Annotated in this window: 17 protein-coding genes; 1 reads left to right on the top strand and 16 read right to left on the bottom strand. The window is 50.9% G+C overall.

The genetic code is table 11. The features are described 5' to 3' along the window. Positions 1-105: 105 nt before the first annotated feature. Positions 106-681: a DUF417 family protein gene (locus BP71_RS10060; protein ID WP_496378674.1), complete on the top strand. Its 576-nt coding sequence runs from the start codon at positions 106-108 to the stop codon at positions 679-681. Positions 682-737: 56 nt separating this feature from the next. Here the strand turns inward: BP71_RS10060 and BP71_RS10055 are convergent, their stop codons facing one another. The 16 genes from BP71_RS10055 to BP71_RS09980 form a co-directional block, all read right to left on the bottom strand. After that, positions 738-1,592 carry a hypothetical protein gene (locus BP71_RS10055; protein ID WP_496378672.1) on the bottom strand — a complete coding sequence of 285 codons (855 nt, stop codon included), beginning with the start codon at positions 1,590-1,592 and terminating at the stop codon, positions 738-740. Positions 1,593-1,699: 107 nt separating this feature from the next. Next, positions 1,700-2,869: a serine hydrolase domain-containing protein gene (locus BP71_RS10050; protein ID WP_496378670.1), complete on the bottom strand. Its 1,170-nt coding sequence runs from the start codon at positions 2,867-2,869 to the stop codon at positions 1,700-1,702. A gap of 67 nt (positions 2,870-2,936) precedes the next feature. Next, positions 2,937-3,146, bottom strand: a complete 210-nt coding sequence (locus tag BP71_RS10045; protein ID WP_496378668.1) for a hypothetical protein — start codon at positions 3,144-3,146, stop codon at positions 2,937-2,939. Positions 3,147-3,256: 110 nt separating this feature from the next. Next, entirely contained in the window at positions 3,257-6,568 is a 3,312-nt protein-coding gene (locus BP71_RS10040; RefSeq protein ID WP_496378666.1) for a glycosyl hydrolase, read from the bottom strand. Between the two features lie 170 nt (positions 6,569-6,738). Next, entirely contained in the window at positions 6,739-7,581 is an 843-nt protein-coding gene (locus BP71_RS10035; protein ID WP_496378664.1) for a glycosyltransferase family 2 protein, read from the bottom strand. A 174-nt stretch (positions 7,582-7,755) separates the two neighbouring features. Next, positions 7,756-8,619, bottom strand: coding sequence for a phosphoenolpyruvate hydrolase family protein (locus BP71_RS10030; RefSeq protein WP_496378662.1), 864 nt, complete (start codon positions 8,617-8,619; stop codon positions 7,756-7,758). Between the two features lie 66 nt (positions 8,620-8,685). Further along, entirely contained in the window at positions 8,686-9,939 is a 1,254-nt protein-coding gene (locus BP71_RS10025) for a Tm-1-like ATP-binding domain-containing protein (RefSeq protein ID WP_496378660.1), read from the bottom strand. Positions 9,940-9,951: 12 nt separating this feature from the next. Next, positions 9,952-10,248, bottom strand: a complete 297-nt coding sequence (locus BP71_RS10020) for a Dabb family protein (RefSeq protein ID WP_496378658.1) — start codon at positions 10,246-10,248, stop codon at positions 9,952-9,954. 34 nt (positions 10,249-10,282) lie between these two features. After that, positions 10,283-13,423, bottom strand: coding sequence for a DUF7133 domain-containing protein (locus tag BP71_RS10015; protein WP_496378656.1), 3,141 nt, complete (start codon positions 13,421-13,423; stop codon positions 10,283-10,285). Positions 13,424-13,458: 35 nt separating this feature from the next. Continuing rightward, a complete protein-coding gene (locus BP71_RS10010; RefSeq protein WP_496378654.1) occupies positions 13,459-14,142 on the bottom strand; it encodes a 3-keto-disaccharide hydrolase in 684 nt (227 codons plus the stop codon). 14 nt (positions 14,143-14,156) lie between these two features. Further along, the gene (locus BP71_RS10005) at positions 14,157-15,680 is read right to left on the bottom strand and encodes a RagB/SusD family nutrient uptake outer membrane protein (protein ID WP_496378652.1); all 1,524 of its coding nucleotides are present in this window, start codon (positions 15,678-15,680) and stop codon (positions 14,157-14,159) included. A 33-nt stretch (positions 15,681-15,713) separates the two neighbouring features. Continuing rightward, positions 15,714-18,974, bottom strand: a complete 3,261-nt coding sequence (locus BP71_RS10000; protein WP_496378650.1) for a SusC/RagA family TonB-linked outer membrane protein — start codon at positions 18,972-18,974, stop codon at positions 15,714-15,716. Positions 18,975-19,264: 290 nt separating this feature from the next. Further along, a complete protein-coding gene (locus BP71_RS09995; protein ID WP_496378648.1) occupies positions 19,265-20,449 on the bottom strand; it encodes a FecR domain-containing protein in 1,185 nt (394 codons plus the stop codon). Between the two features lie 93 nt (positions 20,450-20,542). After that, complete coding sequence (locus BP71_RS09990; RefSeq protein WP_496378646.1) at positions 20,543-21,127, bottom strand: RNA polymerase sigma factor; 585 nt, start codon at positions 21,125-21,127, stop codon at positions 20,543-20,545. Positions 21,128-21,344: 217 nt separating this feature from the next. After that, on the bottom strand, positions 21,345-23,558 hold the full coding sequence (locus tag BP71_RS09985; RefSeq protein WP_496378644.1) for a hypothetical protein: 2,214 nt from the start codon (positions 23,556-23,558) through the stop codon (positions 21,345-21,347). A gap of 7 nt (positions 23,559-23,565) precedes the next feature. Then, positions 23,566-26,067, bottom strand: a complete 2,502-nt coding sequence (locus tag BP71_RS09980; protein ID WP_496378642.1) for a discoidin domain-containing protein — start codon at positions 26,065-26,067, stop codon at positions 23,566-23,568. Between the last annotated feature and the right edge of the window lies 1 nt (position 26,068).

The following is a 26,068-nucleotide window of genomic DNA, read 5'->3' as shown; positions in this document are numbered from 1 at the left end:
CCACGTCCATGTTTCGGGCGACTTCTCCGGAGGACATTTGTATTGTCGATCGACAAGGAGGCGGAGATTTCTGCCGCCTGTTTAAACAATACAATTTGAATCACAATGAAAACGCAGCTCTTAACCCTTATCGCCAACGCCGATCAGACAGGACGTAAACTGGTCCGGGTGGCTATTGTAATTGTCTTCCTGTGGATCGGAGGGCTGAAATTCTTTACCTATGAGGCCGACGGCATTGTGCCTTTTATTGCCAACAGTCCATTTATGTCCTTCCTGTACCACGATCCGACCGGATATCGCCAACACGTAAACAAGGAAGGAGAACTGATCGCCGCCAACCATCAATGGCATATCGATAACGGAACCTATGTGGTTTCGGGTGGGCTAGGCATTTTTCTGATTGGTGTAGCATTGCTGGTCGCACTGCATCCGGTGGCACCACTGGCCAGCGTGATCGGAAGCATACTCATCTTTATCATGACCCTCGGTACGCTGTCCTTCCTCATTACGACGCCCGAATCCTGGGTGCCGAATCTCGGTGATGAAGACTGGGGCTTTCCCTACCTATCGGGCCGGGGCAGGCTGGTGATCAAGGACGTGGTCATCCTGGCGGGCACGCTGATCACGATGAGTGACTCGGCAAGGCTTTATCTCAGGAGAAGAGGCATAGCAGTTGGATGAAGAAACGAAGCGACATCAGTGCAATTTTGCAACAACCTGCGAGATGTTCACAAATGTCACGGGTTCTCCGGAATTTTTGTCAAGTCTATGGTCAAAGTTGAATCTGTTTGGAAAGTCTTGGTATCATCCGACTTGTATTTTAATAAAACCTGTATTTCGAAGACCTTTAATGGTATCCGTGAACTAAACTTTTCACTGGATATATGCAAAAGATTCCGGGTTACACCACTTGGAACCTCAGACCTGAGAAAACCGGAGGGCATAACAAAATATGAATCGTTAAAGTCTTGACTTCTGAATTTTTTATTTCTCAAAGATTCAAGTTCTGATTTGATCAGTATGTTGTATGTTTCTTTTTGATAAGTCAGAACTATTGCTGTAAGCGTGGCTCTCCCCGTTCCTATGTTGCTTGCGTTGAGATATAGATGTTCTTTTTCTTGTTTTACGGTGACTTTTATTTTCGGTGAATTGAGAAATTTGAGATCGTTTCGAAGTTTGTCCAATTTTTGACGGGTTTGGGTCGCTTCTTTACGCATACTGGTAAGATGCCTGTGTGTAGAATCAAGCTCTTGTTTAGCCAGTCTGTTTTGCTTGTCAATGGAATCGTACCTGGACGTGATCGCACTCAGAGCCTTTTTTAATGATTCACTTTTCTCTTTATCAGTTTGAATATCGTATTCCAGAATTTTTCTGTCCGCTTCTAAATTCCTTTTCTCGGCATCGAAAAACTCTTTTCCACCGCCAAGATAGTATCCAATTAGTATGGTGAAAATAGGAACCAGGAGGGATACCAAAATATTGGTAAAGGATGATTGCTGAAACCAGGGTTTATTTATGGCAGCCGTTTCTGCCTCTATTTTGGCAATTTCGGCTTTTAATTTTGCTTCGGCCAGATCTCCGGATGTTTCCACGGTACGAGTTGAGGGTCTTGTATTTTGTAAATATATAACTCGTGAAAGCCGATCTTTTGCCGATAGATAAGTTTAGTGCCTCAATTTTTGGACAATCATTGCCGATACTATCCAATCAGTAACATGTTCAGCAATACAGCGAGTTTGGGATGGAAAATAACCTTGCCTCCGTTGTCGCCGTTGGTCAGCATTACAAAGCCGGATTTGCGTTTCACCGACGCCATCGTCAGTGAGCGGAAACCTGCTTGCCCACCTGAATGCAGGATCACGTCTCCTGTTTTTCGCTGCTGGATGGCCCAGCCTAAGGCCCATGCGTCGGCGCCGTCTATTTTCTCGCCTTCTTTGAGTTTAATCTGTGGACGAAGCATCTCGTCGTGGGTTTTTAGGGTTAATCTAAACGCATCGTGCGGTTTGGGATCGATTACCTCGATCAGAAATTTGGCATAGTCCGTGGCCGTTGTGTGGAGCCCGCCCATGGAGGCGTAACGCGCCGCGTCCGTAGCGGTGGGCTTACTTTTGGTAAATGATTTGCCGCTGGTGTCGTGCGGGGATGCTGCGTGCCGGGCAAAAGAATCCCGCCACACATATCCGCTGGCTGTCATGCCAAACGGGCTCAGCAGGTTTTGCGCCATGAAAGCATCGATATCGGTGGCACAGACTTTCATACCTGCCTCATACTGGGCGCATTCACTGAAATTACTCTTCCCGGTCAAATGCGTAATCACGGTTTGCAGATACCAATATCCTTCTCCCGAATAAAGGAATTGCGTACCCGGATTGAAATGGATTTTCAGCAGTTCGTCACCAGAGCGTACATTCTGAACGCCTGTGGTGTGGGATAGTACCGTCCGCGGGGTGATTGATTCCAGTCGCGGATCGCCGGTTAAAAGTTCGACAGGCGCATACCTGTTCAGTGGTTTGTCCAGATCCAGAATCCCCTTTTCACACAGCTTCATGGCAGCATAGGCGAATAGAGTCTTACTCACCGACGCCGCTTCAAACACGGTATGCTCGTCGACCGGCTCTTTTGACGAGATGTCTTTCACTCCGAAGCCCTGATGCCAAAACAACTTTCCATCCCTGACCAGTGCAATGGATAGTCCGGGGACAATGGCTTCCGCCATTAGTTTGGGGATCATCATTTTCAGATCCGTGACCAGTTTATCCTCGTGGAAAACTTCGTCGCGGTAGGGAGGAAGGGGCCATCCGTCCGGAAAACTAAGGAATGGCGCTAGTGCGATTGGCCCGGTTCTGACCAGGAAATTTCGGCGGCGCATGGGGACTCTTCGGGTTTAAATATCAGACTATCATAAAGATATAAAAAAGTCGGAGCAATTAGACTCGCTAATCGGGCGGAAATACCGTGGCAAAACCCGGGTGTAAATTGGCATTAACGTTGGCTTTGGTCAGTTCAATTCCGATCAGACAAGCATTCGGGCGGTACAAAGCGGCGGTTAGTAACCTGTTCTCTACACTGAGAATGCATACCCGCAGATCCCGGTTATTCACCCCAGGAATACCAACTTTGGCCACAAAGTATCGAATTACCTGCATGAGGTTATTTCAAACTTGCGTTAATTGCCTGTGTTAAGAATAACCCAGCACCCATTTTGCCGAAGCGGCCCCATGACGGGGCCGCGTTCGGCTTTTATTGGTGTAGGCTATTACTTTCCGGAAGCCTTCCGGGGCGCACTCATCAATTTCACAGGTCCGAGCAGACCACTCGGCAGCAATGGAGAATCGGGTTTGTAGAAAGGCATGGTGGTGAAAGTGACCTTGTTGGTTACCCCTGGCTGGGCATCGCCGATCAGGCGGTTGACCCATGTGTTTGTAACTTTGATCTGAATGGCGTTGCCGCCCTGTTTCAATGCGTCGGTGACGTCGAGCCGGAAAGGCTTTTTCCACGCGATCCCCATGTTTTGTCCATTCACAATTACTTCGGCGAGGTTTTTAACATCCCCCAGGTCGAGCCAGTAGCGGCTGTTTTTGGCCAGCACCGGTACGTTCAATGCATTTTCATAGGTGGCCGTTCCCGAAAAGTATTTGATACCGGCATCGGTATGATCAGCGAGTGAGGCCAGCGTATTCAATGTGGCTTGTGCCGGCGCACCGAGTCCTTCCTGAAATCTGACCGTCCAGGTGCCCTTTACGATCGAGACTTCCAATTCGCTCACTGCCGGCTCGGTATGGGTCGCACCGGCCGCTTTTCCACTGAAGACAATGAAATACGCCTGCCAGGAATCGAATTTCAATGGGATCGTAGTCCGGCCGTCTTTGATCTGGTAGGATACCTGCTGCGTTTTGCCGGTTTCCGGATTCCACAGTATCGGAACTTTATCTGCGACCCGGAAGCTGATTTGCGCCTCGTTGGTATTATCACTACGGTTATCGAGCCAGTAAATATCGGCATCGGCTGTTTGGCGGTGTACAAACAGGATTCTGGCTTTTTCACCAGTAATATCGACGTCCTTGGGTGTAATATTGCGCAATGCGGCTTCCAGAGGTTGACTGGAAACGAGGGGATTGCCCCATATTTTACTGGCTAATGCACTGAAAGCCGCCGGATCGTCACTCAGGCTGGGCGAGCTCTCCGGTTTAACACCCGCTACCTGCATGCCCGCGTTCACCAGCTCCCCGATCTTCTGAAGCACAGGCAGCGTCATAGTCTTTGCCGATGAATCGAGTACCAGTATGCGGTACTCCTGGCCTCCCGTGGTGACGATCGATCCGTTTTTGACACTGAGCACGTTTTTGACCACATTCGCGTTGGCGAAATCGAATGAGTAGCCTGCGGGGATGGAAGGCAGTTTCTGCGAGCAAAGCTGGGTGATGTTGTTGTTTTCCCCATAGTAATATAGCACATCCACGACCGGTTTGCCCTGCTGTAAAAGGAAGCAGCTCCGGCCCAGGTAGCCCGTCCATGCCCGGGCCTGCTCAGCCCATGTTTCCTGGCGTGTAAAATACTGGCCGAATGGCCCGAGTGAGAAACCCGGTTTTTTGTCGTCTAAAGGCTGATGTACCGAGGTATGCACAACAAAACGATTGAGCCCTGACGCCATTTCGAGGTCTGCGGTCCGTTTGAGCTTTTCGGGATACCAGGTAAATGCGTTTCCGACAGAGGTCATTGATTCCGCAGCTACCAGATTCTGGCCGTAAATATGCGCCACCGACGCGGATTCCCGGATATCGGCCTCGCTACGTACTTCCTCGTCCGCTCCGCCAGCCAGGCTGCCCGGCGTCCACATTGCCGACATCGGGATATCCGCCTTTCGCTTCACATCCATGCCATCGGCCAGGTATATGCGCCCGCCTTCGTGCGACTCCGTATAGCGTTTCATTCCTCGTGCTTTCAGGGCGTCGCCAATTACTTCATAATGGTTTTCAACAATCATTTCACCGATCGTCTTCCTGAAATCCCATAGAAATTGTTCGCTGGCCTGCGCACTCTTCACAATCCGGCCGGTCAGTACCGGAATCCAGGGTGTGAGATCATAGCCACGTCTTTTCCTGAATTCTTCGGGCATCGCTTTGGTCCACGTCATATGACCGGCCTCATAGCTATCGAGGACCATGTAGCCAAGTCCCTGCGCGCCCATTTGGCCACCCGTAGCGTCCTTGTACATGTCCAGGTAGGTGTCGATGTATTTGCGTACGGCGTCTTTGTCCAGTTTGTCTACTTCCAGCCCCGTCGCTTCGGGCGATGCGGGGTGGTTTTTGCGGCCGGTAATCGAATAGCCCAATCGCACTACCATCCAGTTGCCCGCAGGCGGTGTCCAGTTGAGGGTGCCGTCAGAGCTCATTTGGGAAGTCAGGTCCACCACGTCGGCGGCGGGTATCGCATCCGCATTTGCGGCGATTACCGATGCCGTGTTTTCCTTCCAGGGACTGAATCCCGCTTTTTCTTCGAACTGATCGACGCGGTCGGTATTATGGAATATGATTTCGGCTACTTCCACACCCTCTGGCTTGGCTGGTTGCGCATTTCCGCCAAACATCGCGGCAAACGGACTGAACGGCGGTGGTAATGTCTTGAAAGCGATCCGGAAAAATTTGGCGGTGACGGGAGCGAAGCCAACCGTATTCTCGGGCACAATGCTACCCTTGATGGCGACGACGTCACGGAAATTGATACCATCGTCGCTTACTTTCAGCGTACGGTTGTTGGGTGCTCCGTTAAATTCGGCCAATGCACCTCCGCTGCTCGCCCCTACAATAGTTAATGCCTTGAATGTCTGCGGGCTATCGAATTCATACTGGATCCACATGTCCTGGCCTACCTCCAGGGGCGGAAGCAATGTGGTTTTGCCAAGATCCCCATCCGTGAGTTGCGAAACGTTGAATGCAGCTCCGCTGGAAGTTAACCTGGGGTTCAGGGAGGTCATTGGTCTTTCCGAAGCAGGTAGTCGGTAAGCGATCACGGCGGCGTCGGCATAGAAGGTCGGCAACTCACCGGTGGGGCCTGCTATCCCGTCGTTGGCCGGCAGAGGTATATTCTGAAATTTGCCGGTGACGGCCTGCGGCTGAGCCAGTTTCCCGTTGAATGCTTGTCCACCGGTTATGCGGGTTTCAGTCCAGACGTATTTTTTCATCGCGTCGCTCGCCGGTACCCACGGCCCGCCCGTCACGCTCCATCCGGGAGATCCGGCAATGGCCATTTCGAGGCCCAGTTTTTGAGCGAGGTCTGTGGTGTGCTTGAATGCGTCCTTCCACTCGGGTGTCATAAACACCAGCTTTTTGGGTGTCACATTGGGGGTGAAAAGGCTGGCATCGAAGTTTTGAAAACCGCCGATTCCCACGCGCTTCATCCATTCGAGGTCTTTGGTAATGCCTTCCTTGGTGACATTTCCGTTCATCCAGTGCCACCATACGCGGGGCTTGGCGGCATCGGGAGGGGTTTGAAAGCCTTGTTGTAATGAGGGGGATTGTCCGAATGCGAGCGTGGGAAGCGCCCAGGCGAGTAGCGCGAGTTTTTTCATAACCGAGTCAGTTTTGGTTGCTGGACGCCCCGCGATTCGGTGATACACAGTCAGAAAATTGCCGGGCTCGGTTGGGGAAGTTGTAAAAGACGGAGATCTACTCTTCAGGCAATTTCTGCCATTTCCGACCGGAGTTCGTGACCAGGAGCCCGGCTATTTTCGTTTTCCGATCAGGTTGGCTTCTTGCTGTTCAGGATACTCAGAATGAGCGTATCTTCCACTTTATTGGATTCAGCATCGTGGTAGTGAAATTCTTCGATCTTTCTTTTTCTTTTGGTGTCGCTGATTCCCCGTTTGATTTTGGCCTGATACTCTTCGAAAGACCTGCAGTAGTAATGATTCAGTTGAATTTTTGATGTGCTGTTTTCTGAAAAAGAGTCGGCAATTGGCAGGAAATGTTCATTGACGCAATGTTTGCCCGGGATGTATTGAAAACAATGCGATTTGAAAGCAGACTTCACAAACTTCGGTTGGACGATACTCTTGATATGCTTGTTAGGATGGAATCCCGTTTCCGACCGCCTCGTAAAACTTTCAAGCTGTGCATATGCAGGTTTGTGCTGATGCCCGTTTGATCCGAATATCAGCCAGTTTACGCCCAGGCCACCATACTCCTCATAATCAATGAGGAACTCCGGCAGGGAATGTCCGGGAGTATTAGGTACGATAAATTCGTCGATATCGATGAAGGCGATCCAGCGGGAAGATTCTCCGTAGTGTCGCAGGCAGTGCGCGTAAGCTTTCACATGCTGGTTCTTTCCAGGAAAATCGATGACTGTTATAAAAGGGCCAAAACCCAATTGTTCGATCGTATCCTTCACCGGAACCTGGCTACCGTTGTCATATATATAAAAATGTTCGACGCCGATGAGCCTGTGATAATTGATCCATTCTTCCAGGTAATCATTTTCGTCTTTTACAATGCCGCAAATGCTAAGGTAAAAAGACGACTTTTTGGGCCCGGCGGGGGATTTTTTAGTAAAAGCGCTTAACAGGAAATTTCGAAAACTCATCAATGGTCAATCGGCTAATAGGAAGATTTCAAAGCCGGAAATTACGCTTCTTTACCAAGTTGGCAAAATGGGAATCTGGATTAAGGGGGAATTTGCGATGAGAATGGCGGCGATTCGAATTTCGGGCTTGCGCACATTTCGCTTTAAACGATGACGCAAGCCCGACAAAATCTGTCAGTTATTCAGCGTGATACTTTTAAAATCCCGCGTCAGGTTGGTTAGTGATTGCTCTACGCCCATGCGTTCGAGGGAAGATGCTCCAACGAAGCCGTGTGCATCGGTCCTGGATAGAATCGCACGTACATCATCCGGTGTGTTGATGGGACCACCGTGTGCAAGAATGAAGACATCCGGATTGACATTCCGCGCGGCGTTGCCAATCAGCTGGGTGCGTTCGACGGCCTCATCCATGCTGCAGGTAGCATCCACCACACCCACTGAGCCACCGACGGTAGTGCCCACGTGTGCAATGATGGCGTCCGCACCCACTTCGGCCATTTGCCGCGCCTCATCCGGTGTGGCCACATACACAATGGAAAACAGGTCCATCATCGTCGCGAGCCGGATCATTTCTACTTCTTTCGCAAATCCCATGCCGGTTTCTTCCAGTACCTGTCTGAAATGCCCGTCCACAATGCTGTGTGTCGGAAAATTATTGACGCCGGAAAAGCCCATTTCCTTTACCCTCAGCAAATGGTGCCACATGCGCCGACGCGGGTCCGAGCCGTGCACGCCGCATATCACCGGGATTTCCTCCACAACCGGCAGCACTTCAAACTCGCCGATCTCCATGGCCACAGCATTGGCGTCGCCGTAGGCCATTAAGCCTGCCGTGGAGCCATGCCCCGCCATCCGGAAACGGCCTGAATTGTATATGATGATCAGGTCTGCACCTCCCTTTTCAATGAATTTGGCACTGATACCCGTACCGGCGCCGGCCGCGATAATGGCTTTTCCCTGGTCTGTTGTGGTTTTCAAACGGTCTCTTACTTCCTGTTTGGTGTAGGGATTTCCCTTACCTGTCCATGGGTTGGGCATAACGTTTTCTTGATGTGATTATAAAAATGATAAACTGGTTTGCGTTTCAAAAGTAGCGGATGACGGCTATCTCCTTTCAGCTACCGATGCATTATTTGCTTTTTGCATTACTTCCAGCAGGGTTTCGACCAGCAAGTGGGCGAATGTAGGGTCGTTGATATGCGTCTGGGATTCAACCACCTCCACGCGTCCGGATACATGCCGCCTGATTGCTTCGAATAACGCCTGATCCGCGGCAGGGTGGTAAAAGATACCGCCTTCGGAATCGACCTGCGAGATGCCTTTCAAGGGGAGCACGACGGACGTCGGCACCGGCGACCGGCTTACTTTCCGCGCAAGCCGCTCGCCAAGAATGCTGTTTTCCCGCTCGTCGGTACGCATGAGCGTCACGTCGGGTGCCCAGCTGTACAGGTGACGGTCGGCAAATGCGGGTGGAACCGTGTCGAGGTGCCCAAAGTTGACCATATCCATGCAGCCCGGGACCACTACCTGCGGGATGCCCATATCGGCAGCGGCAGTCAGCCGTTCCGGACCTGCATTGCATATTCCCCCGCAAAGATCGTCGGCGAGTTCCGTGGTGGTAATGTCGAGAACCGCATCGAAAAAACCTTCACGTATAAGCGATTCCATGGTTTTCCCACCCACGCCGGTTGCGTGAAAAGCCAGTACCTCGTAGCCTGCGTTCGTCAGGAGCTCCGTGCATTTGTCTACGCATGCAGTGGTGTTGCCAAACATGCTGATGGCAATGGTTCCGGTGGTTTTCTTTTCGGCAGCCCGTTCCACATTGGCCATTGCGCAGATCGCGGCGGCAGTCTGTTCGATAAGCATTTTGAGAATATGATTCATGCCTGCCACGTCCACCACGGACGGGATCAGCATGATATCCTTGTCGCCGATCTGCCGGGACAAATCTTTGGTGGCCAGGGTGGTAAGGCAGAGCTTGGGCACTCCGAACGGTATTGGCTGCATGGCGGAAAGCGCAATGTATGTGCCTCCTCCTCCGCCCATTCCGATCATGGCTTTGATCTTGCCTTCGGCGTACAAACGAAACACCAGCTTTGAAGCTCCTTTACCCATGACATCAATGGCTTTGCCGCGGTCGCGGTCCCTGCGGATGTCGGTAATGTTGTGACCGGCCTCGGCGGCGACGCTATCCGATTCGAAATCGACCGGGAAGGCGCCGGTTGTTCCGAAAATGCCTGTGTTGATGGTAATGACGGTTTCGCCCCGCGCCCGGATACATTCCAGGAGGTACGAGAAGACATCCCCTTTGGTGTCGAAACACCCGAGTACCAGAATACTTTGATCTGAAAGTGACATATACAATTATAACTAAACATCGATATCAAAAACAACCACCCGTTCCAGGTTCGGCACTACGATTTCCTTGGCATGCTCGTGTACCGGGTGGGGCAGGTAAGCATCCCTGGACGCTAGACTGTCGAATGTCATCAGGAAACCGTGCGTGAAACCTTCATTCAGCCCTTCTGTGCTGTTGTAGGGGCCGTACTCCATATCGAGCAGGCCGGGAATCTGTCCGACCATTTCTTTCATTGTTTTAAAACAAAAGGCAATCTGGTCGTCGGTCACGGCCGGTTTGAATTGAAAAACACCAAAATGTCTCACCATTATTTCAGGAATTTAAATGGAACAGATCAAAAGCTTACTTAAGGGTTTTGATGTACGACAGCAAGTCGGCGACCTGCTGGTCGGAATAGCCGTCGATCAGGCCCCTCACCATGAATGACCGGCCGCCAAGGAAGGTCTGGGACCGGATGGCGCTGGCTTCAATAAAAACCTTGCTGCCACCCATGAATGCGAGAGTCGTGCCCTGGTTGTCTTTACTGACAAGGTAACCTTCGACATTCGTACCATCCTTCTTGGTGACCCGGTACACCGAATATCCGGACTCCACGGCAGCGTCAGGATTCAGGATCGCCGTGAGCAGCGCTTCGTTTTCGCGGTTGGCCGATCCGTCCAGCGCCGGGGCAATGGTTTGCCCCTGATTCCCTACCTGATGGCATAGCAGACAGGTCTGGAAAAGCACCTTTCCGGCTTCTGCATTGCCGTTATGCTTTCCGGCGATGGTCATGTATTTCGTCAGTTTTCCTTTGAATTCCTTCTTTTTAGTCTCTTCCCGTTTTTTTACGCCATTCATGATCGCCGCGCTCCGGGCGTCGTTCTTGCTGGAACCGGCAATGCGTTCCGCGGCAGGCAGGTCAATGGAAGACAATGAAAGCAGCTTCTTTTCATGCAAGGTCAGCAGCAGGTCAGATCCCTGGGGAGAAGCGGAAAGGGTATTAGCAAGATCCTTCTTCTCCGTTTCGTTCAGACCGGGAAGCCATTGGGCGGCGGCCTGTTGTGCGGCAGCGGGATTGGCTTTGGCCAGGCTGTTGAGGGCCGCGGCGCGCATATCGAAACTGAATTTCTTGTCGGTGACTATCTTTTTGTAGGTCGGCTCGCTTTTCGATGGATCAGTTTCCAGGACTTTGAGTGCCAGTTTCAAAGTAGGCTCCGGCGTTTCTTCCCGGATCAATGCAGTGGCGGCATCTCTCGCATTCGCGACCCGGAAACGCCCGGCTACGTCCAGTGCGAGGTCTTTGTCACCCTGGGCAGGACTTTCCAGCAATGCACTTACCGGGCTCGCCAGCAGCTTTGAAATCTGGCGCGATTGCACCTGGGACTGATTTTGCAATGCATATGTCAGGTAGGTTTTCGCATTCGCCCGGTTATCCAGCATTTGTTTCATAGCCTGATCGATGTCGTTGTTGGCCAGCATGCCTGCCATGCTTACAAATGTCGATTCGTCGAGTACCGTCAGCTTCGCTTTCGGCCAGAATTGCGCGAACGCCTGCTCACGCCGTGGTGCGGGCAATGCCTGCACGGCCCATAACATATGCATGGGCGGAACTGCCTGCGCCGCCGGCGAAGCGATGAATTTCTGGAGTTCGTCGGGCGACTGTTCCAATGCCTTACGCACGAGGTATCTTTCGAAACGCCGCTCATAGCTACCGCCCATATTGTTGCCGGGCAATTCCGGTTTGGCCGCTTTTACAAGTAGCGCGATCACCTGCTGATCGGCTGGTTCTGCTTCTTCCAGCGTACGGATCGCCTGCGAACGGATTGCCGGATTCGGATCTTCGATCAGGGATGCGACGGCAGTGGCAATAGCAGCCGTTTTTAAGCCGAAACTGTTCAGCGACCGGATTGCTTCGCGGCGGAGGTCGGGTGAGCTGGCTTTCAGTAATGAAGCCAGTAATGCGGCATCATAATGCCGGACACCTTCAAGCGACCACAAAGCGTGAATGCGTGAGACGGGATCATTGGCTTCGTCAGAAGCGATAGCGACCAGCCGGGGAGCCAGCTGCGATGTTTCAGCCGTGGGACGATCGGATATCTGGTGCCAGGCGGCGCGTTTTTGCCATAGGGAGGGGGAGGTCAGGTAGGCTGGCAGGTCCACGGTTTTGATTTGATAAAAATCAGGTACTTCCCGCGGTTTCTGGCTCACGTGGCGGATGCGCCATATCCTTCCGTGGGTTTTGTCCCGATCCGGGTGCGTGGTCGGCAGCTCGTTATGGGATACGATTTTGTTGTACCAATCGGCGATGTACAGGCAGCCATCGGGCCCGAATTCCATATTGACTGGCCTGAACCAGTCGTCTTCGGAAGTGAGGAGGTCGGGCAGATGGCTGGAAGTGACGGTGCCGTCGTCATTACGCACCATTTTCACCGCATTGATGGAGCTCGTAATAGGGTTGGCGAGAAACGCGACGTCTTTGTATTCGTCCGGGAAGGAGCCGGAGGCATCGTCGGGGAACGCAGTCCCGGATATGCCGGTCCCGCCGACCCTAAACTGGTGCAAAGGCGGCATGAATGGCTGATAAGGCCGGATCCGGTCATTACCAATGCCTGGAAAGCCCACACCCGGTTCCAGTTGCACGACTGAATAACCGAGATCGTTAGCTTCGGAACCATACCATTGTCCGTTGTGCCTGAGCTGAAATCCCCAGATATTATTCAGGCCGGAACTGACGACCTCCACCTTTTTTCCATCGAGCGAAAACCGGCCGATCTTGCTGAAATCGATCTTGGCTTTGCCGGGGCCGGTCAGTGAAGTTACCTCACCTTTGTTGAGGCCGCCATGGCTGAAATGGATCCAGTCGCCGGGTGCCCGCATGAGGGTATGCGCCATCGTGTGCGTGTCCGTGAACCCGAAACCGGTCAGCAGCGGAACGCGCTGGTCGGCTTTGCCGTCCTTGTTGGCGTCATCGAGGAAGAACATTTCTGAGCCTTGCGCTACATAAACACCGTTTTTGTAGGGTAGAATACTCATTGGAATGGTTAGCCCCTCAGCCCAAATCGCGGTTTTGGCAGGTGTTTTTCCATACAGATCGGAAATGACCAGAATTTTGTCTGTTCCTTTCGTTTTTCCCTGGTACAGATCGAGAATGCGTTTGAAGGCCGGATGGGTTTTCTGCGCATTCTGGTCGTCCATCAGCCGCAGCAAGTCGTTCCATTGAATATCGGCAATGGGGTCGAGCGGGTACATCCGGGCGGTTTGTGTCCATAGCCTCCCCGCGTCGTCGAAGGTGAGGTCCACCGGATTGACAATGCTGTCCCTTTCGCTGGCCACGAGTTCGATGACGAACCCGGGCGCCAGTTTGAAACCGGCTAGTTCTTGTTCAGGGGTGTACACGCCCGTCCGGATCGATTGTGTTTTATCTTTTCGCTGGGCGAATGTACTTTCAGAACCCCCCAAAAGTGCCAGTGAAATCAGTGCTAACGAAATACTCCTAAGCGTCATATCGTAATGATTTTGTGTTATTTAGATCAAAAAGGTCATAGTTCAGTGATGACCAGATCCCGGAATTCTACCTTTGCCAGCCCGCCGCTGTGGATCTGAACGGCGATAAACCCTTTTTTCGGGATCTTGGAATCGGTTTCGACATAGTCACAGGTTTTGACGCCATTGATATAGAGCTCATGCCGGTTTCCCCTGCAACGGATAATGTAGCTGTTCCAGCCGGTTTCGTTGAGAAGATGGCTTAGCGTTTTCAGGTCGCCGCCTACGAGTTTACCCCTTCGGTGTTCGTCGTAGATATCGCCCCAGTAACCGGTACCGATGTCGGCCTGATAACCGACTACCTTACCTCCTTCGACGACGGAGCGATACTGGATACCGCTGTTAATGAGGCCCGTTTTAGGATCTCCCGTGAGTCTGAACAGACAGCGGAATTCGAAATCCTGGTATTCCCCGGTCGTGAACAGGTAGCGGTTAGCCGGTATTTTACTGACGCCATCGCCGCTGACCAGGGCGCTGTCGACTACCTGCCACTGGCTCAGTTCGGCCGGGTCTGCTGTTTTCCATCCTTTGAGCGTTTTGCCGTCAAAAAGAGAAGTTGTTTTGCCTGGTTCCTGGCCGACGGCATCCGGGATGCCCATGACGAAGACGATCAGAATGGCAAAATGTAAAAACAGTCCCTGCCCGGGCATCCGACTATATGATCTCAATTGTTTCATCATTTCCTTCCTATTGATTACCACCCTTCATTTTGTACTAATGTCCCTCCGGATTTATCTATTTCCGATTGCGGGATCGGGAAAATATCATGTTTGCCGTCGACATACTTGAAAAAGTTGCCACCCCATTGCGGGTTGATCTTGACATCGTTCTGCCAGCGTTCCTTTGACCTTAAAAAGCTGCCGGCAATGCCCCATCTACGCAGATCGTAAGCGATTTTGCCTTCAAACGGGAATTCAACCCGGCGCTCGTGGCGGATAGCTTCAAAAACCTGTGCTTTGCTGAGGCCGGAGGCCAATGCGGGCATGGCTACCGAAGGGCGGGCGCGGACTTTGTTGATGTAGCCCACAGCGCCAACCGGATCGCCGGTTTCGTTCAATACTTCGGCGTACATCAGCAGTACTTCAGCATAGCGGTAGAGCGCAAAGTTAGCGGAGGTATGCCATGGATAATTCTGCTCTATTTCCGCACCTGTCTTGCCGGATATCACCCATTTTTTGATCGCAAAACCGGTTCCGTTCACCACGTCTTTGAAAACCTGTCCCTCGAAATTGTCGCCTTTGCGGAAGATGGAATAGGTTAGGCGGGGATCTTCCTTGGGTGTTGTTTCATATTCATTGATCAGATCCTTGGTAGGTCTGATCCAGCCCCAGCCTCCGCCAGGTACATAACCTTCGCCATTCGGTGCGCTGTAAGTCGTCGAGAAGTTGCCGAGGTTTTTGCCGGTATTGGCTTTATACTGAATCTCAAAAATAGATTCCGCATGGTTTTCAACCGACCCGTCGAACAATGCAGCATACGAGTCCAGCAACCTGAACCGGCCCGAATTGATTACTGATTCCAGCAGGGGTTTGGCCTTAGCCCATTGTTTTTCCCAGAGATACAGCTCGGCGAGTACGGTTTTGGCGGCAAAGGATGTAGCCCGGCCCAGGTTGGCGTCATCATAGGAGTCGGGGAGGGTCGATGCTTCTAAAAGGTCCTTTTCAACCTGGTTAAAAATCTCCTGGCGGGTCGATTTCGGAACGAGCAACTCGTCGATACCGAGGGTTTTGGTTACCAATGGCGCATTGCCGTACATTTTCGCCAGGCGCAGCAACCACCAGCCGCGCAGGAAATAGGCTTCCTTGATCAGTCGGGATTTTATCTTTTCATCCATCGTGATCCCTGGTATTTTCTCCATGGCCTGATTGCAGCGGTAAACGCCTTCATAGATCTGGAACCATTGGTTGGACAGTTCGCCGTTGTTGGGTTGGAGGGTGTATTGATAGATCTGGTTCCAGGCCACGCCGTCCGGGTGTGGCTCCGCGTCCGAACTCTGGATATCTCCCCACATGTCCATCCCTGTGACGTTGCTGCCGCTCCCGCCCGTATGATACGCGAGAATGGCATTATAGCAGGCTACTACCGCCGCATTGGCGTCATCAGCAGTAGTGTAAAAGGAATTCTGAGAAACCGAGCCGATCGGTTCCATATCGAGTTTCCCGTTGCAGGCGCAGGTCAGGAAGGCCAGCAGGAATAAAGTATAGCTATTTTTTTTCATGATAATGACCGTTTACATTCAATGCGGATGTGGTTAAAAGCCCAGGTTCAAACCCATGTAAACCGAACGTGGGATAGGATAGGCGGTAGCGGTAGTTTCAGGATCGAAGCCCGGGTACTTGGTGAAAGTCAGCAGGTTTTGTGCAGCGATGTAGAGCCTTATCTTGCCCAGGCCAGCCTTTTTGACTGCCTTGCCCGAAAAGTCGTAACCCAGTTGTGCATTTTGCAGACGTACATAGTCTTGGCTTCTTACCCAGAAGTCCGAAGATCTTGAATTGTTGTTCGGGTCTCCCCCAATGATGCGTGGAACATGGTTACTGGTTCCCGGCCCTGTCCAGCGGTCGGCCCACATGATGTTGGTTGATTCAGCGGCGCGTGCGGCGGCAAATCCGCTTGCAAATATGTTCTGATATCTGCCAAAATCACCGGTGATGGAAAGGGTCAGGTCGAAGTTTTTGTAACGTGCCCCGGCATTAAAGCCAATAATCTGTTTGGCCAGAAAATCTCCGATGTAGGTCCGGTCACGATCGTCGATGACGTTGTCGTTGTTAAGGTCTTTGAACTTGATATCACCCGGTGCTGCATTGGGTTGAAGGGGTGAGCTTTTTACTTCATCCTCGGTCTGGAAAATGCCTTGCTGCACATAGCCGTAGAACGCATTGATGCCCTGGCCCTGTGAGGTGCGCGTTTCTACACCTCCTTGGCCACCACCTGCCTGGATAATATCCAATCCCTTGTCGAGTTTGGTTACCTTGTTTTTATTGACCGTCAGGTTGAAGCCAACATTGTAGTTAAGTTCCTGGTTCAATGCATTGCCACGGTATTCGACGGTGAATTCCATCCCGCTGTTGCGGACACTGCCGACATTCTGATACGGGTAGGTAGCCATCCCTGAAATGCCCGGCAGCGGCACGCGTACGAGTACATCGGAGGTGCGTCGGTCGTAATAATCCACTATGAAAGAGAGCTTATCCTGAAACAGGTTGAATTCCAATCCTGCGCCGGTGGTGGTCGTTTTCTCCCAGGAAATATTCGGGTTTGCCAACGCGGTTGGCGCCGCTCCGGCCACTACATTCTGGGATGAACCGAAATCGTAGCTCAGGCCATAGTCGATCAGAGATTGGTAAGGGTAGATTCCCACATCCTGGTTGCCCAGTGCACCATAACCGGCCCGCAATTTGAGGTAACTGACCGGCCCAAGCTTATTCGCCATGAAGTCTTCGTTTGAGAGCACCCAACCGGCTGAGAGGGACGGGAACACCCCTGTGCGGTTTTCTTTGGCGAAACGGGACGACTGGTCGATCCGGATGCTGGAAGAAAGCAGGTATTTTTCCTTGAATGTATAGTTAATGCGGCCCAGATACGATTGCAACGCCCATTCTGTATAATTTCCCCGCGCCAGATCATTGGAAGTCGCTGCGTCGAGCACTTGCAGGTTTTCATCATTTCGGCTGAAAGTGTTCCGGAACGCGCGCACAAATTCGTAACGTTCATCCTGGAAAGTGTATCCTGCCATCAGGTCGAGATGGTGCGCTGTGCCGAAGGTTTTGCTGTAAGTCAGGATGTTGTCGAGAATGTAGTTTTTGGTACTTCTCAATTCCCGGTTCAGCGTCGCGATTCCGTTGGAGTTGCCGAGGCCGAAGTTGTAGGAGGGTACAAAGTTCTTGATATCCAGATTAATATATTCCGCTCCGATACTTGTTTTGAATTTCAGCCCGGGCAGGATCTCATATTCCGCAAAGAGATTGCCGAGTAAGCCCAGCCGGTTTTCACGGTTGTTTCTTTCGTAGGCGTACACGAGCGGGGCCGTCATGGTGGTAGGCTGGCCTGCGCGGTCGGCGATGCCGTAACTGCCGTCTTCCTTGTAGGGCACCACATTGGGCGCGTAGATCAGTGAAGCATTCACGGCCCCCTGCGGGTCACCCTGTTTCAATGCGCCGTAACTAAACCCGAAACTACTGCTGAGTTTGAGTCCTTTTAGTGGTTTGATATCGTTGTTGACGCGAAAATTGGCGCGGCTGTATTTGGAATTGATCACGATCCCGTCGCCTTTGTAATAGCTCATGGTAATGGCGTGCAGGTTCTTTTCGGTCCCGCCGCTAAGCGAAAGTGAATAGTTCTGTTTGCCCCCGGTCCTGAAAATCTCATCCTGCCAGTTGGTGCCTTTCCCAAGCGAAGCGGGATTGGCATACGGAGCTTCCTTGCCCTGGTTGACATAAAAATCATTGACCATCGAACCATAAGTCGAGGCGTCTACCGTGCCGATTTTGCTGATCACCTTGTCGAAGCTGTAAAAAGATTGAAAGCTGATCACTTCCTTGCCGGTGTTGCCTCGTTTGGTAGTAACCAGGACCACTCCGTTGGCGCCCCGGGAACCGTAAATGGCCGCAGACGAGGCGTCTTTCAAAACGGTGACCGATTCGATGCTGTTGGGATCGAGGTCGGTGAGCCCGCCATTGGTGATAATGCCGTCGATGACGACCAGCGGGTTAGCTTTCGCTCCGAAGCTACCCATTCCGCGAATGCGTATTTCGGCACCGGCACCCGGATTTCCACTTTCCTGACGTACGGTAAGGCCGGCCATTTTGCCTTGCAATGCCTGACTTAATGTGGGTACTGCCTGGTTTTCAGTTTGTTTTCCGGTTACTGTGCCGACAGCGCCGGTCAGGTCGGTTTTCTTAATCGTTCCATAGCCGATCACGATCACCTCATTCAGAGCCTTGATATCCCCGATGAGCTTAATGTTGATCTCACTTTGATTGCCGGCCTGCAACTCCTGGCTGATGTAGCCTACGAAACTGTAAATCAGAACGGCCTCAGGTCCGTCGACTTCAATACTGTACCGGCCCTGCACATCTGAAGTGGTACCGGTTTGCGTTCCTTTAATCAATATGCTCACGCCGGGCAATGCTTCTCCCTGACCGTCGGTAACCCGTCCGTTAACGGTTTGCCGGGCTTCGGGTTTCTTGCCGGTGCCAACCGGTGTATCCTCTTTCCCTTTGATTTCTTTTCTGAGCACGATGCTTTTATTGAAGATCTTGTAAGAAAGCGGCAGGTCTCGGAGCAACAGATTAAGCGTCTGTTGAATAGAAGCATTCCGGATCTGCAAATTCACTTTCTGCCCCCTGGGCATATCGAGCTTATCGTACAGAAAGAGGTAGTCGGTTTGCTTTTCGATAGCCGATAGCGCTGTTTCCAGCGGAACGTTTTTCTCGTCGAGGGTGATCTTCTGGCTAAAACCGTCGGCCGAAACCTGCGAGAGTGTTGCCAGAAGGAGAAACGTGAGCAGTTTCATTGTCAGGATCAGTTTCGGAGGTATGGATACGCGAGGGCACCCCCGGCTCCGGAGTAAGTGGATTAATTGCATATATTTGTAAGGTTTGGGTAAGTGAACAATGACTTTCTTGACGGAAGCTTAGTGCATAGCCCGGACGTTTTCAGGGGAGATGTTCGCAGCATTTTCCCTGTTTTATTATCTATTCGTCTATGCCGGCCACTGGCGGGGCGGAGAGTTTCCAGTGTATTTCATGATTTTAAGGATGTGGGTTCAGGAATGACAGTGTTAACGCATTGCTATATACGACACTACATGGAGATCAGCACTTTCTTATTTTCGATCTTGCTGTTGACCCCGGCATAGCGCAGCATATTAAGTAGTTCGGAAATATTGACATTCCGGGATACCTTCCCGGTAAATTGTCGCTTCGGCATTTTGCCCTGGTATACAACCTCTATATCGTACCAGCGCGAGGCATCCCGCATGATTTCGTTGATCCCCGAATCCCGGAAATAAAACAGCCCCTGCTTCCATGCCGTTTCCCGCTCGGTATCCACCGTTGCCGTCACGATTGTTCCGTTTGAAAAGATAGCTCCTTGTTGCCCGGGCACCAGCATTCTGGACTTGCCGGTGCTTCTCAGCTTCACGGAGCCTTCCACCAGCGTGGTTTTCGAACTCTTTTCCTCGGGATAGGCCATGATGTTGAAACTGGTACCCAGTACTTCTACTTCGGAATCGCCAAACTTGACCTTGAAAGGCTTCTTTTTGTCTTTCGAAACTTCAAAGTAAACTTCCCCGGTGATTTCGACTTTTCGTTCCGCAGCTGAGAAAAGTGCAGGGAATTTAATGGATGACGAGGCATTCAGCCATACTTTGCTACCATCCGGTAACAGAAGCTGGTATTGGCCACCTTTGGGAGTAGATAGCGTATTTGCTTGTAAATCAATGCCTGATAGAGCGTTTTCCGTGGCGACGGCAAGCTGTCCTTCGTTCGTTTTGATGATTTCCGAAGAACCGATTTTCGCCAATAGCCCTTTGGGTACGCTGTCCAGGACAAAATTGGAGCCATCGGCCAGGGTCAGCAGGGCGCGGTTGCCACCGGGAGCAACGTCGTTGGTAATGCGGGGCGTTTCAACCACCCCGGGTAGCGATACCGTACGGTGTTTGTATTGGTAAAAGAGTAATGCACCGGCGATCAAAACAACGGCCGCGGCAGCGTAGCGCCACCAGCGCAGCCGGTAGGTCGCCGGAGCGGGCTCATCGTTTTCGATATCATTCAGAATGGCATTCAGCATGCTATCGCTTTCAGCCTCCGAAAACTGTTTCTCATGCTCGTTCAGATGTTCCCAGGCCTGCCTGAGTGCATCGGCGAGCGCTTCATCACTTTTTGAAAAACGGATGAGGTCCAACAGCTCGTTCGTTTCTCCGGACGTCGCAATGCCCGAATAGTAACGCCTGAACAGCAAAGAAAGCCTCTCTGGAGATGTTGCCATCGCGCCAATGGTTTAGTCAAGCTGAAAAAATCAGAATCTTGTATGAAAGACGAAAGAAGTAGGAAAAAAGGGGGTAGTGTCCCGTCGCTTTTTTTAAATAAAAATTGAGATTATTAGTAATGTGTTGATAATTAACTTTTTACGAATATAGTTACTGATCGACTCGGATGAGAGTTGCAGATACTTTTTCACCGTCTCGCGGGAAAGGCTCAGGCGGCTGGCTATTTCGGTGTATTTCAGACGTTCATGGCGGCTGAGGAGGTATACCTGGCGTTGTTGGGGCGGCAGGTGGTCAATGGCTTCATCGATGAGCAGATACCTTGCATTTTCGTCGGCATCGTCGTCGTGCTGTACATCCATCGTGTTTTCGAGAGCCGTAACGCGGTTCTTTTCCATCGCCATCTTCCTTAAATAGGTCAGGGCCTGGTTTTTGGAAGCGGTAAACAGATATGCTTTGAAGTTCGCAATGTCGGTCAGCGTCTCCCGGTTGATCCAGATTTTGAGGAAAACATCCTGCGTGATTTCCTGCGCGAGCTCGCGCGACTGCGTAACCCTGTAAATGTGCGCACCGAGCCGGTGGTGATACCGGTTGAAAATGATCCTGAAAGCCTGTTCGTCACCGCCCGCAATACGGTGCAGCAATGTGACGTCTTCATGTAGCAATGATGTTTCAGACATCGTCAGGAAGATAAGGTCTCAAATAAAGCGGTTAGCTAGTCTCCGGGAACGCGGAGACCATTGCGGCAAATGTATGATAAATTAATTGAATAGGAAATATCTGATAAAAAAAGCGATTATTTTTATGATGAGAGGCGCCGCTGAACAGCCGGGTAGCAGTCAAAGTAAAAGGACCATCCGTAGAATGGACCTTTTACTTTTATGGGAACAGAAGATTCTAAAAATTGAAATATTTCTCCAAAAACCGCCATCCTACCATCGCACCATATTCGTTGAGATGGGTGGTATCGATAGTGAAACTGTCGCTCGCCGCGCCTGCCGCACCATGCATTTCATTGTAAATAGACGTGCCATAATACTCGGACCGTCTCTTTGCGATGTTCCAGAATTCGTAGAATGCATTGGCAGAGGCAATAGGCAGTTCCTGAAGCGTTTGAAACAGGGCATCATGGTAGTCAAACACGGTAGCGGAACCATAACCGTTGATGAACGTCGAACTCACAGCATCGCTGGCATCAACCAGTTTCTGATTACGCATGCAAAACTGTATGTAAGCAATGATCTCTGGTTGATAAGGTTTTATCAGCAGACTATCTATAAACGTTTTGAATTTTCCAGCAAAAGTTTGAGGCGAATCTAATGATGTGGGGAGGGCGCAACTAGCGCCTTCATTAATCGTGTTGCACGCATATAAAATCAGTTGCGGCTTCCAGTAGTCGACTGCCCAGGACTCGAACACTTTCAAAGATGCAATGTTGTGAGAGCCCCTTGCATAGTCGATAAGGTTGAACATTTGCTCGGTGTTGGAATATTGAATGCCCCAGTAGCAAAGACGTCCTCCATCGGTACTCCTGATGGAAATCGTGTTCTCGCCCGTTCCTGTTCTCAGCATTTTGAGCCGTTTCTGAAATATTGTTTTCCGGAGGCCGGTCGACGTGATGAGTCCCGAAGATGTCGTCATCTGGAAGCTCCCTGCCAATATTTCGTCGGTCTCCTTTGCGGAAAAGATATGGCCATTGGCTTCAATCCAGGTGTCGGATGTTTCGATGTATACTTTGATAATCCCGTTTACCGGTTGCTGGCTGGCATTCAATACGGTAATCTGAAGATTTGCTGACGACAGGTAATCAGTCCGGTGCACAAAATCACATCGCTTCCACGTACTCCTGAAAGCATAGCTTACTTCGGGATTGGCCCCCGACAGAATGCGGGTAAGTCCATTGTAGTTCGCGACCGGGGGATCGATGTAGTTGCCATTGCTGTCTTTATAAACCCAGTCCCATGCCTTATCCTTGTTGGTAACAACGGCGGTTCCGCCGGAGAAATCCTCAGTAAAAACGGGATCGCTTGAAGGGCTATTCTCTACCTTGGCGTCGTATCTTCGGTATTGCTGTTGCTTCCATCTCAATTTCTCCTCAATGAAAGACGGAATGTTTCTTTCCGTGCAGCACGGCGGCCTGTATGCTTCATCGGTCCTTTTGACGCTGTAACCCATATCGGTACTGATGGAACCGTCGAGCATGACGATGTTAATGTCTTCTCGGCGGTTTCTCCATTTTTTTACAAAATTGGGGATCTTGTCCCGAAATGGAGAGTGCTCGTCCGACCGTTTCATCAAAAGGCCTTTTTCTTCGAAATCACGAAAGCGGTCGTACACCTTTTCCGTAAACGAAGGATTGTAGGGAGTCCAAACGCGGTTCATGACAGCCCCCAACTCCGCATAGCCGGGAAGGGCTTCCAGCTGGGTCGTCCCATTGAATAGAAACTTGTAGAGATACAAGGTTTCACCGGCACCTTTGGTATAGAGTTTGGGATCTGAATAGCTCCCCTGGGCGGCTGAAAGACAGAGTATTTCATTGTTACTCAGTGTTATACTCGATGAGTGAACGACTCTGTATCCACCGATTTCATCAAAAACATATACTCCTTCGACCTTGACAGTAACTGTATCGCCCTTATCGATAATGGAAATGCCCTGCGGATTTCCAATGATGAATTTGGCGTGCGCTTTCTGGAACCTGGTCTTTCGGCCGTCGAAAGAGGGATACTGTGATGTCCATACGAAATTGAGTACCGCGCCGATTTCGGCATATCCTTCCAATGGCTCTGTCTGGGAAAGTTCGTTAAATGGGAACTTGTATAGATACAATTGTTGACCAGAGCCTTTGATGTAAATCTGAGGGTCACTATATGATCCAATGCTGCCCGACAGGCAAAGAATCTCATAGTTATAAACATCGATACTGGTTTGAGCGATACTTCTGTAACCACCACGCTCGTCGAAAACATTGAGCCCTGCGGTGAGTGTAATACGGTAAAAAATACCGTTGGTCGCGTGCAGGCCTTTGCTGATGATAATCACATCCTCATTTCCAATGATAAACTTGGTGTGACTTTTCTGAAAATCTAAATCGCTGACAGGTAAACTCATGAATTGATCAGTTAAATGATGGATTGTCACAGAAAACGCCGAGATCGGCAATGGCCATTTGGCCTCCGGGCTGATTCTGCGCACTGGGTTGCAATGCCTTGATATGGATATATTGGGCTACAACCGGTTCAAAAGTGATTGTAATGGCCTTTTGATTGTTGTCTTTTCGCTCGGCTATCGTTGTTTTTGCGATTTTGTCCATGGACGTCTGCACAACGAACTGAGTAGCGAAAGCCTCCTCTCTGAACAGGATCTCGATGCGGTCGATCCGTACTGCCGTCATCAGGTCGACTTCCAATGTGTATGCATATTCACCGCCCGCGCGCGCCCACGCTTCCGGGTTGCCGTTGGTCGCGTTGCTGGCAAAATACAGCGACGAAGCTCCCAGCTCATAGGTGGGCGTGTTGTTGCTCATAAAGACTGCTGGCTTACCCAAGGCAAAATTGGTACTTCGCTCGGATTCTATGACGCGATATTTAAGATTGATCAGCTGTCCGATCTTATCGGTCGGAATAGGGAAGAAATCTCCGTTAATGCTCAGAATGAAGGGAGCGGTAATCCGTATATCCTGGCTGAACGGAACAGAACCAAAAGCGTTGGATTTATAGTCGTCCACGTCATTTTCCTGGATGCAAACCACGTACGTCATTCCTGCTTCCAGGCGGATTTCTGCAGTGTTGCTGTAACGGTAGCCATCATCTTCCGTGTCCGAGGGCTTGATCGAGCCTGAGTAGACCGGATATTCGTCAAAATACCGCTTGATGATGATGTCGTGAGGACCGCTTATCGTACCCGACGATTTTCTGCCTACGGCTGTCAGGACAATGGGCGAACTGCCTACGGTGAATTGCATCCCGCGGTAGTAAGGCTTTCCGGCAACCTCCTTCTTGGTCACGTCGCCTGTCGTGCCGTTGAATAGCTTCCAGCCATAATTGGGATTAGGAAACGACTCAACATAGAGCTCTTTTACAAATCCGATGAATTTTCCGACCTCTTTGGTTCGCGCCTTGATTTTGGTGTTATGTGTCAAGGCAATAGGGCCAGAGTAAATGTGCCTGGTGGTGTCGGGATTGCTGCCATCCAAAGTGTAGAATATCCGGGCAGGTACCGGCGAGGTAATGACTACTTTTCCATCGACGTACTCGATTTTCAGGTCGGCACTGAAAGCCTTATTATCCGTAACGTACTGCCCGATGGCAGTCATGATAGGCTGATAATGCTCGTGGAGCAAAAAGCCGCTCTTCTGCACAGGCAAAGCCACCGAAACAGTCGCTCCGGCTTCCCAGTTTTTGGCGATATTATCGAGTGTCCCCTGTGTATTTTTGATCGGCGCGCTTGGTGCGAGTGGTCCCCAGGCGAAGCGATTACTGATCTGGTTGGAGACGTAAACCGCCATTTTTTTCTTTGAAAGCAGGGGAGTCGCGGTTTCCAGAAGTGTTGCACTTGTGGAATCTGTTTGCAGACTCTCATAGATAACGAAGTCGGCATAAGGATACCTCACTTGTGTACTACCTTTCTTTACTTTCAAAACAGAGTCCCTGACACCCGGATTAACACCAAAAATGAAGAAGGGATTGTTATATCGGATGACCGGCAACACACTTGTCCAGTAAAACCAACCGGGATTTATCGCGACGGGCGGATATACATCTGAAGCTCCACCGATATCGATCCATAGGCCGTCCAATTTTTTGTCCACAACAAGTTCTCGGACAAAGCCCAGGTTAGGTCCCCCCCAGTTTCCGTTGGCATCCCCATCGGTCAGGGAATACCTGACGACAGGATCTTTGCTATCGATGATATTGCCATTGTAATCCGGCGGGAAATAAGACAGTACCTTTAGGTTAGCATTATGAAATGCTGTTACGATCTGGCTAAGGTAGTCATGGCTTGAATCAACATGTAATTGATACCTGGTGGCAGTCTGAGAATTCCAGTTGCGGAAACTGTCCTGCCAAATTCCGGAAAACTCGATAAAGCCAGCACCCCACTGACCAAATTGCGTGGCCCATGCGATGGGATCCAGCTGATCTACCCGGTCTTGAAAATCTGTAATCCCGGATGGTGGAAGTGTTTTGATTTGAGGATCCGTAAACCTACCCCAGTGAACGGTGACACCCAAACGGGCGTCTCGTAGCCAGCGGGATCGTTCCGGGAATGCGGTAACGGAAAGGTCTTTCTCTGCGTTGCCGGCATCTGTTACTACTTTAACCCTGAAATTAAAAAGTCCTTCCTCTACCGGCGTTCCGGAAATTTTTCCATTTGTTGCCAGTGTCAGCCCGGTTGGGAGACTGCCTGAAACGAGCGACCATGTGAATGTGGTGGCCCCGGTAGCTTTCAGTTGAAAATGGTCTTTTTCCGGATGATCGGGTGAATTGTCCATGACATGTTCAGAAACCCATGAACTATATGGCAGATTGTCCACAAAGACGGGATAAATCGCATTCGCCTTGTTATTGATATAGTCATCGGGTACGACCGACGACGTGGTAGTGATGGTGACAGGCATA

It is taken from the genome of Dyadobacter ginsengisoli DSM 21015 (assembly GCF_059568735.1).
This window is presented reverse-complemented; position numbering and strand designations above follow the sequence as displayed.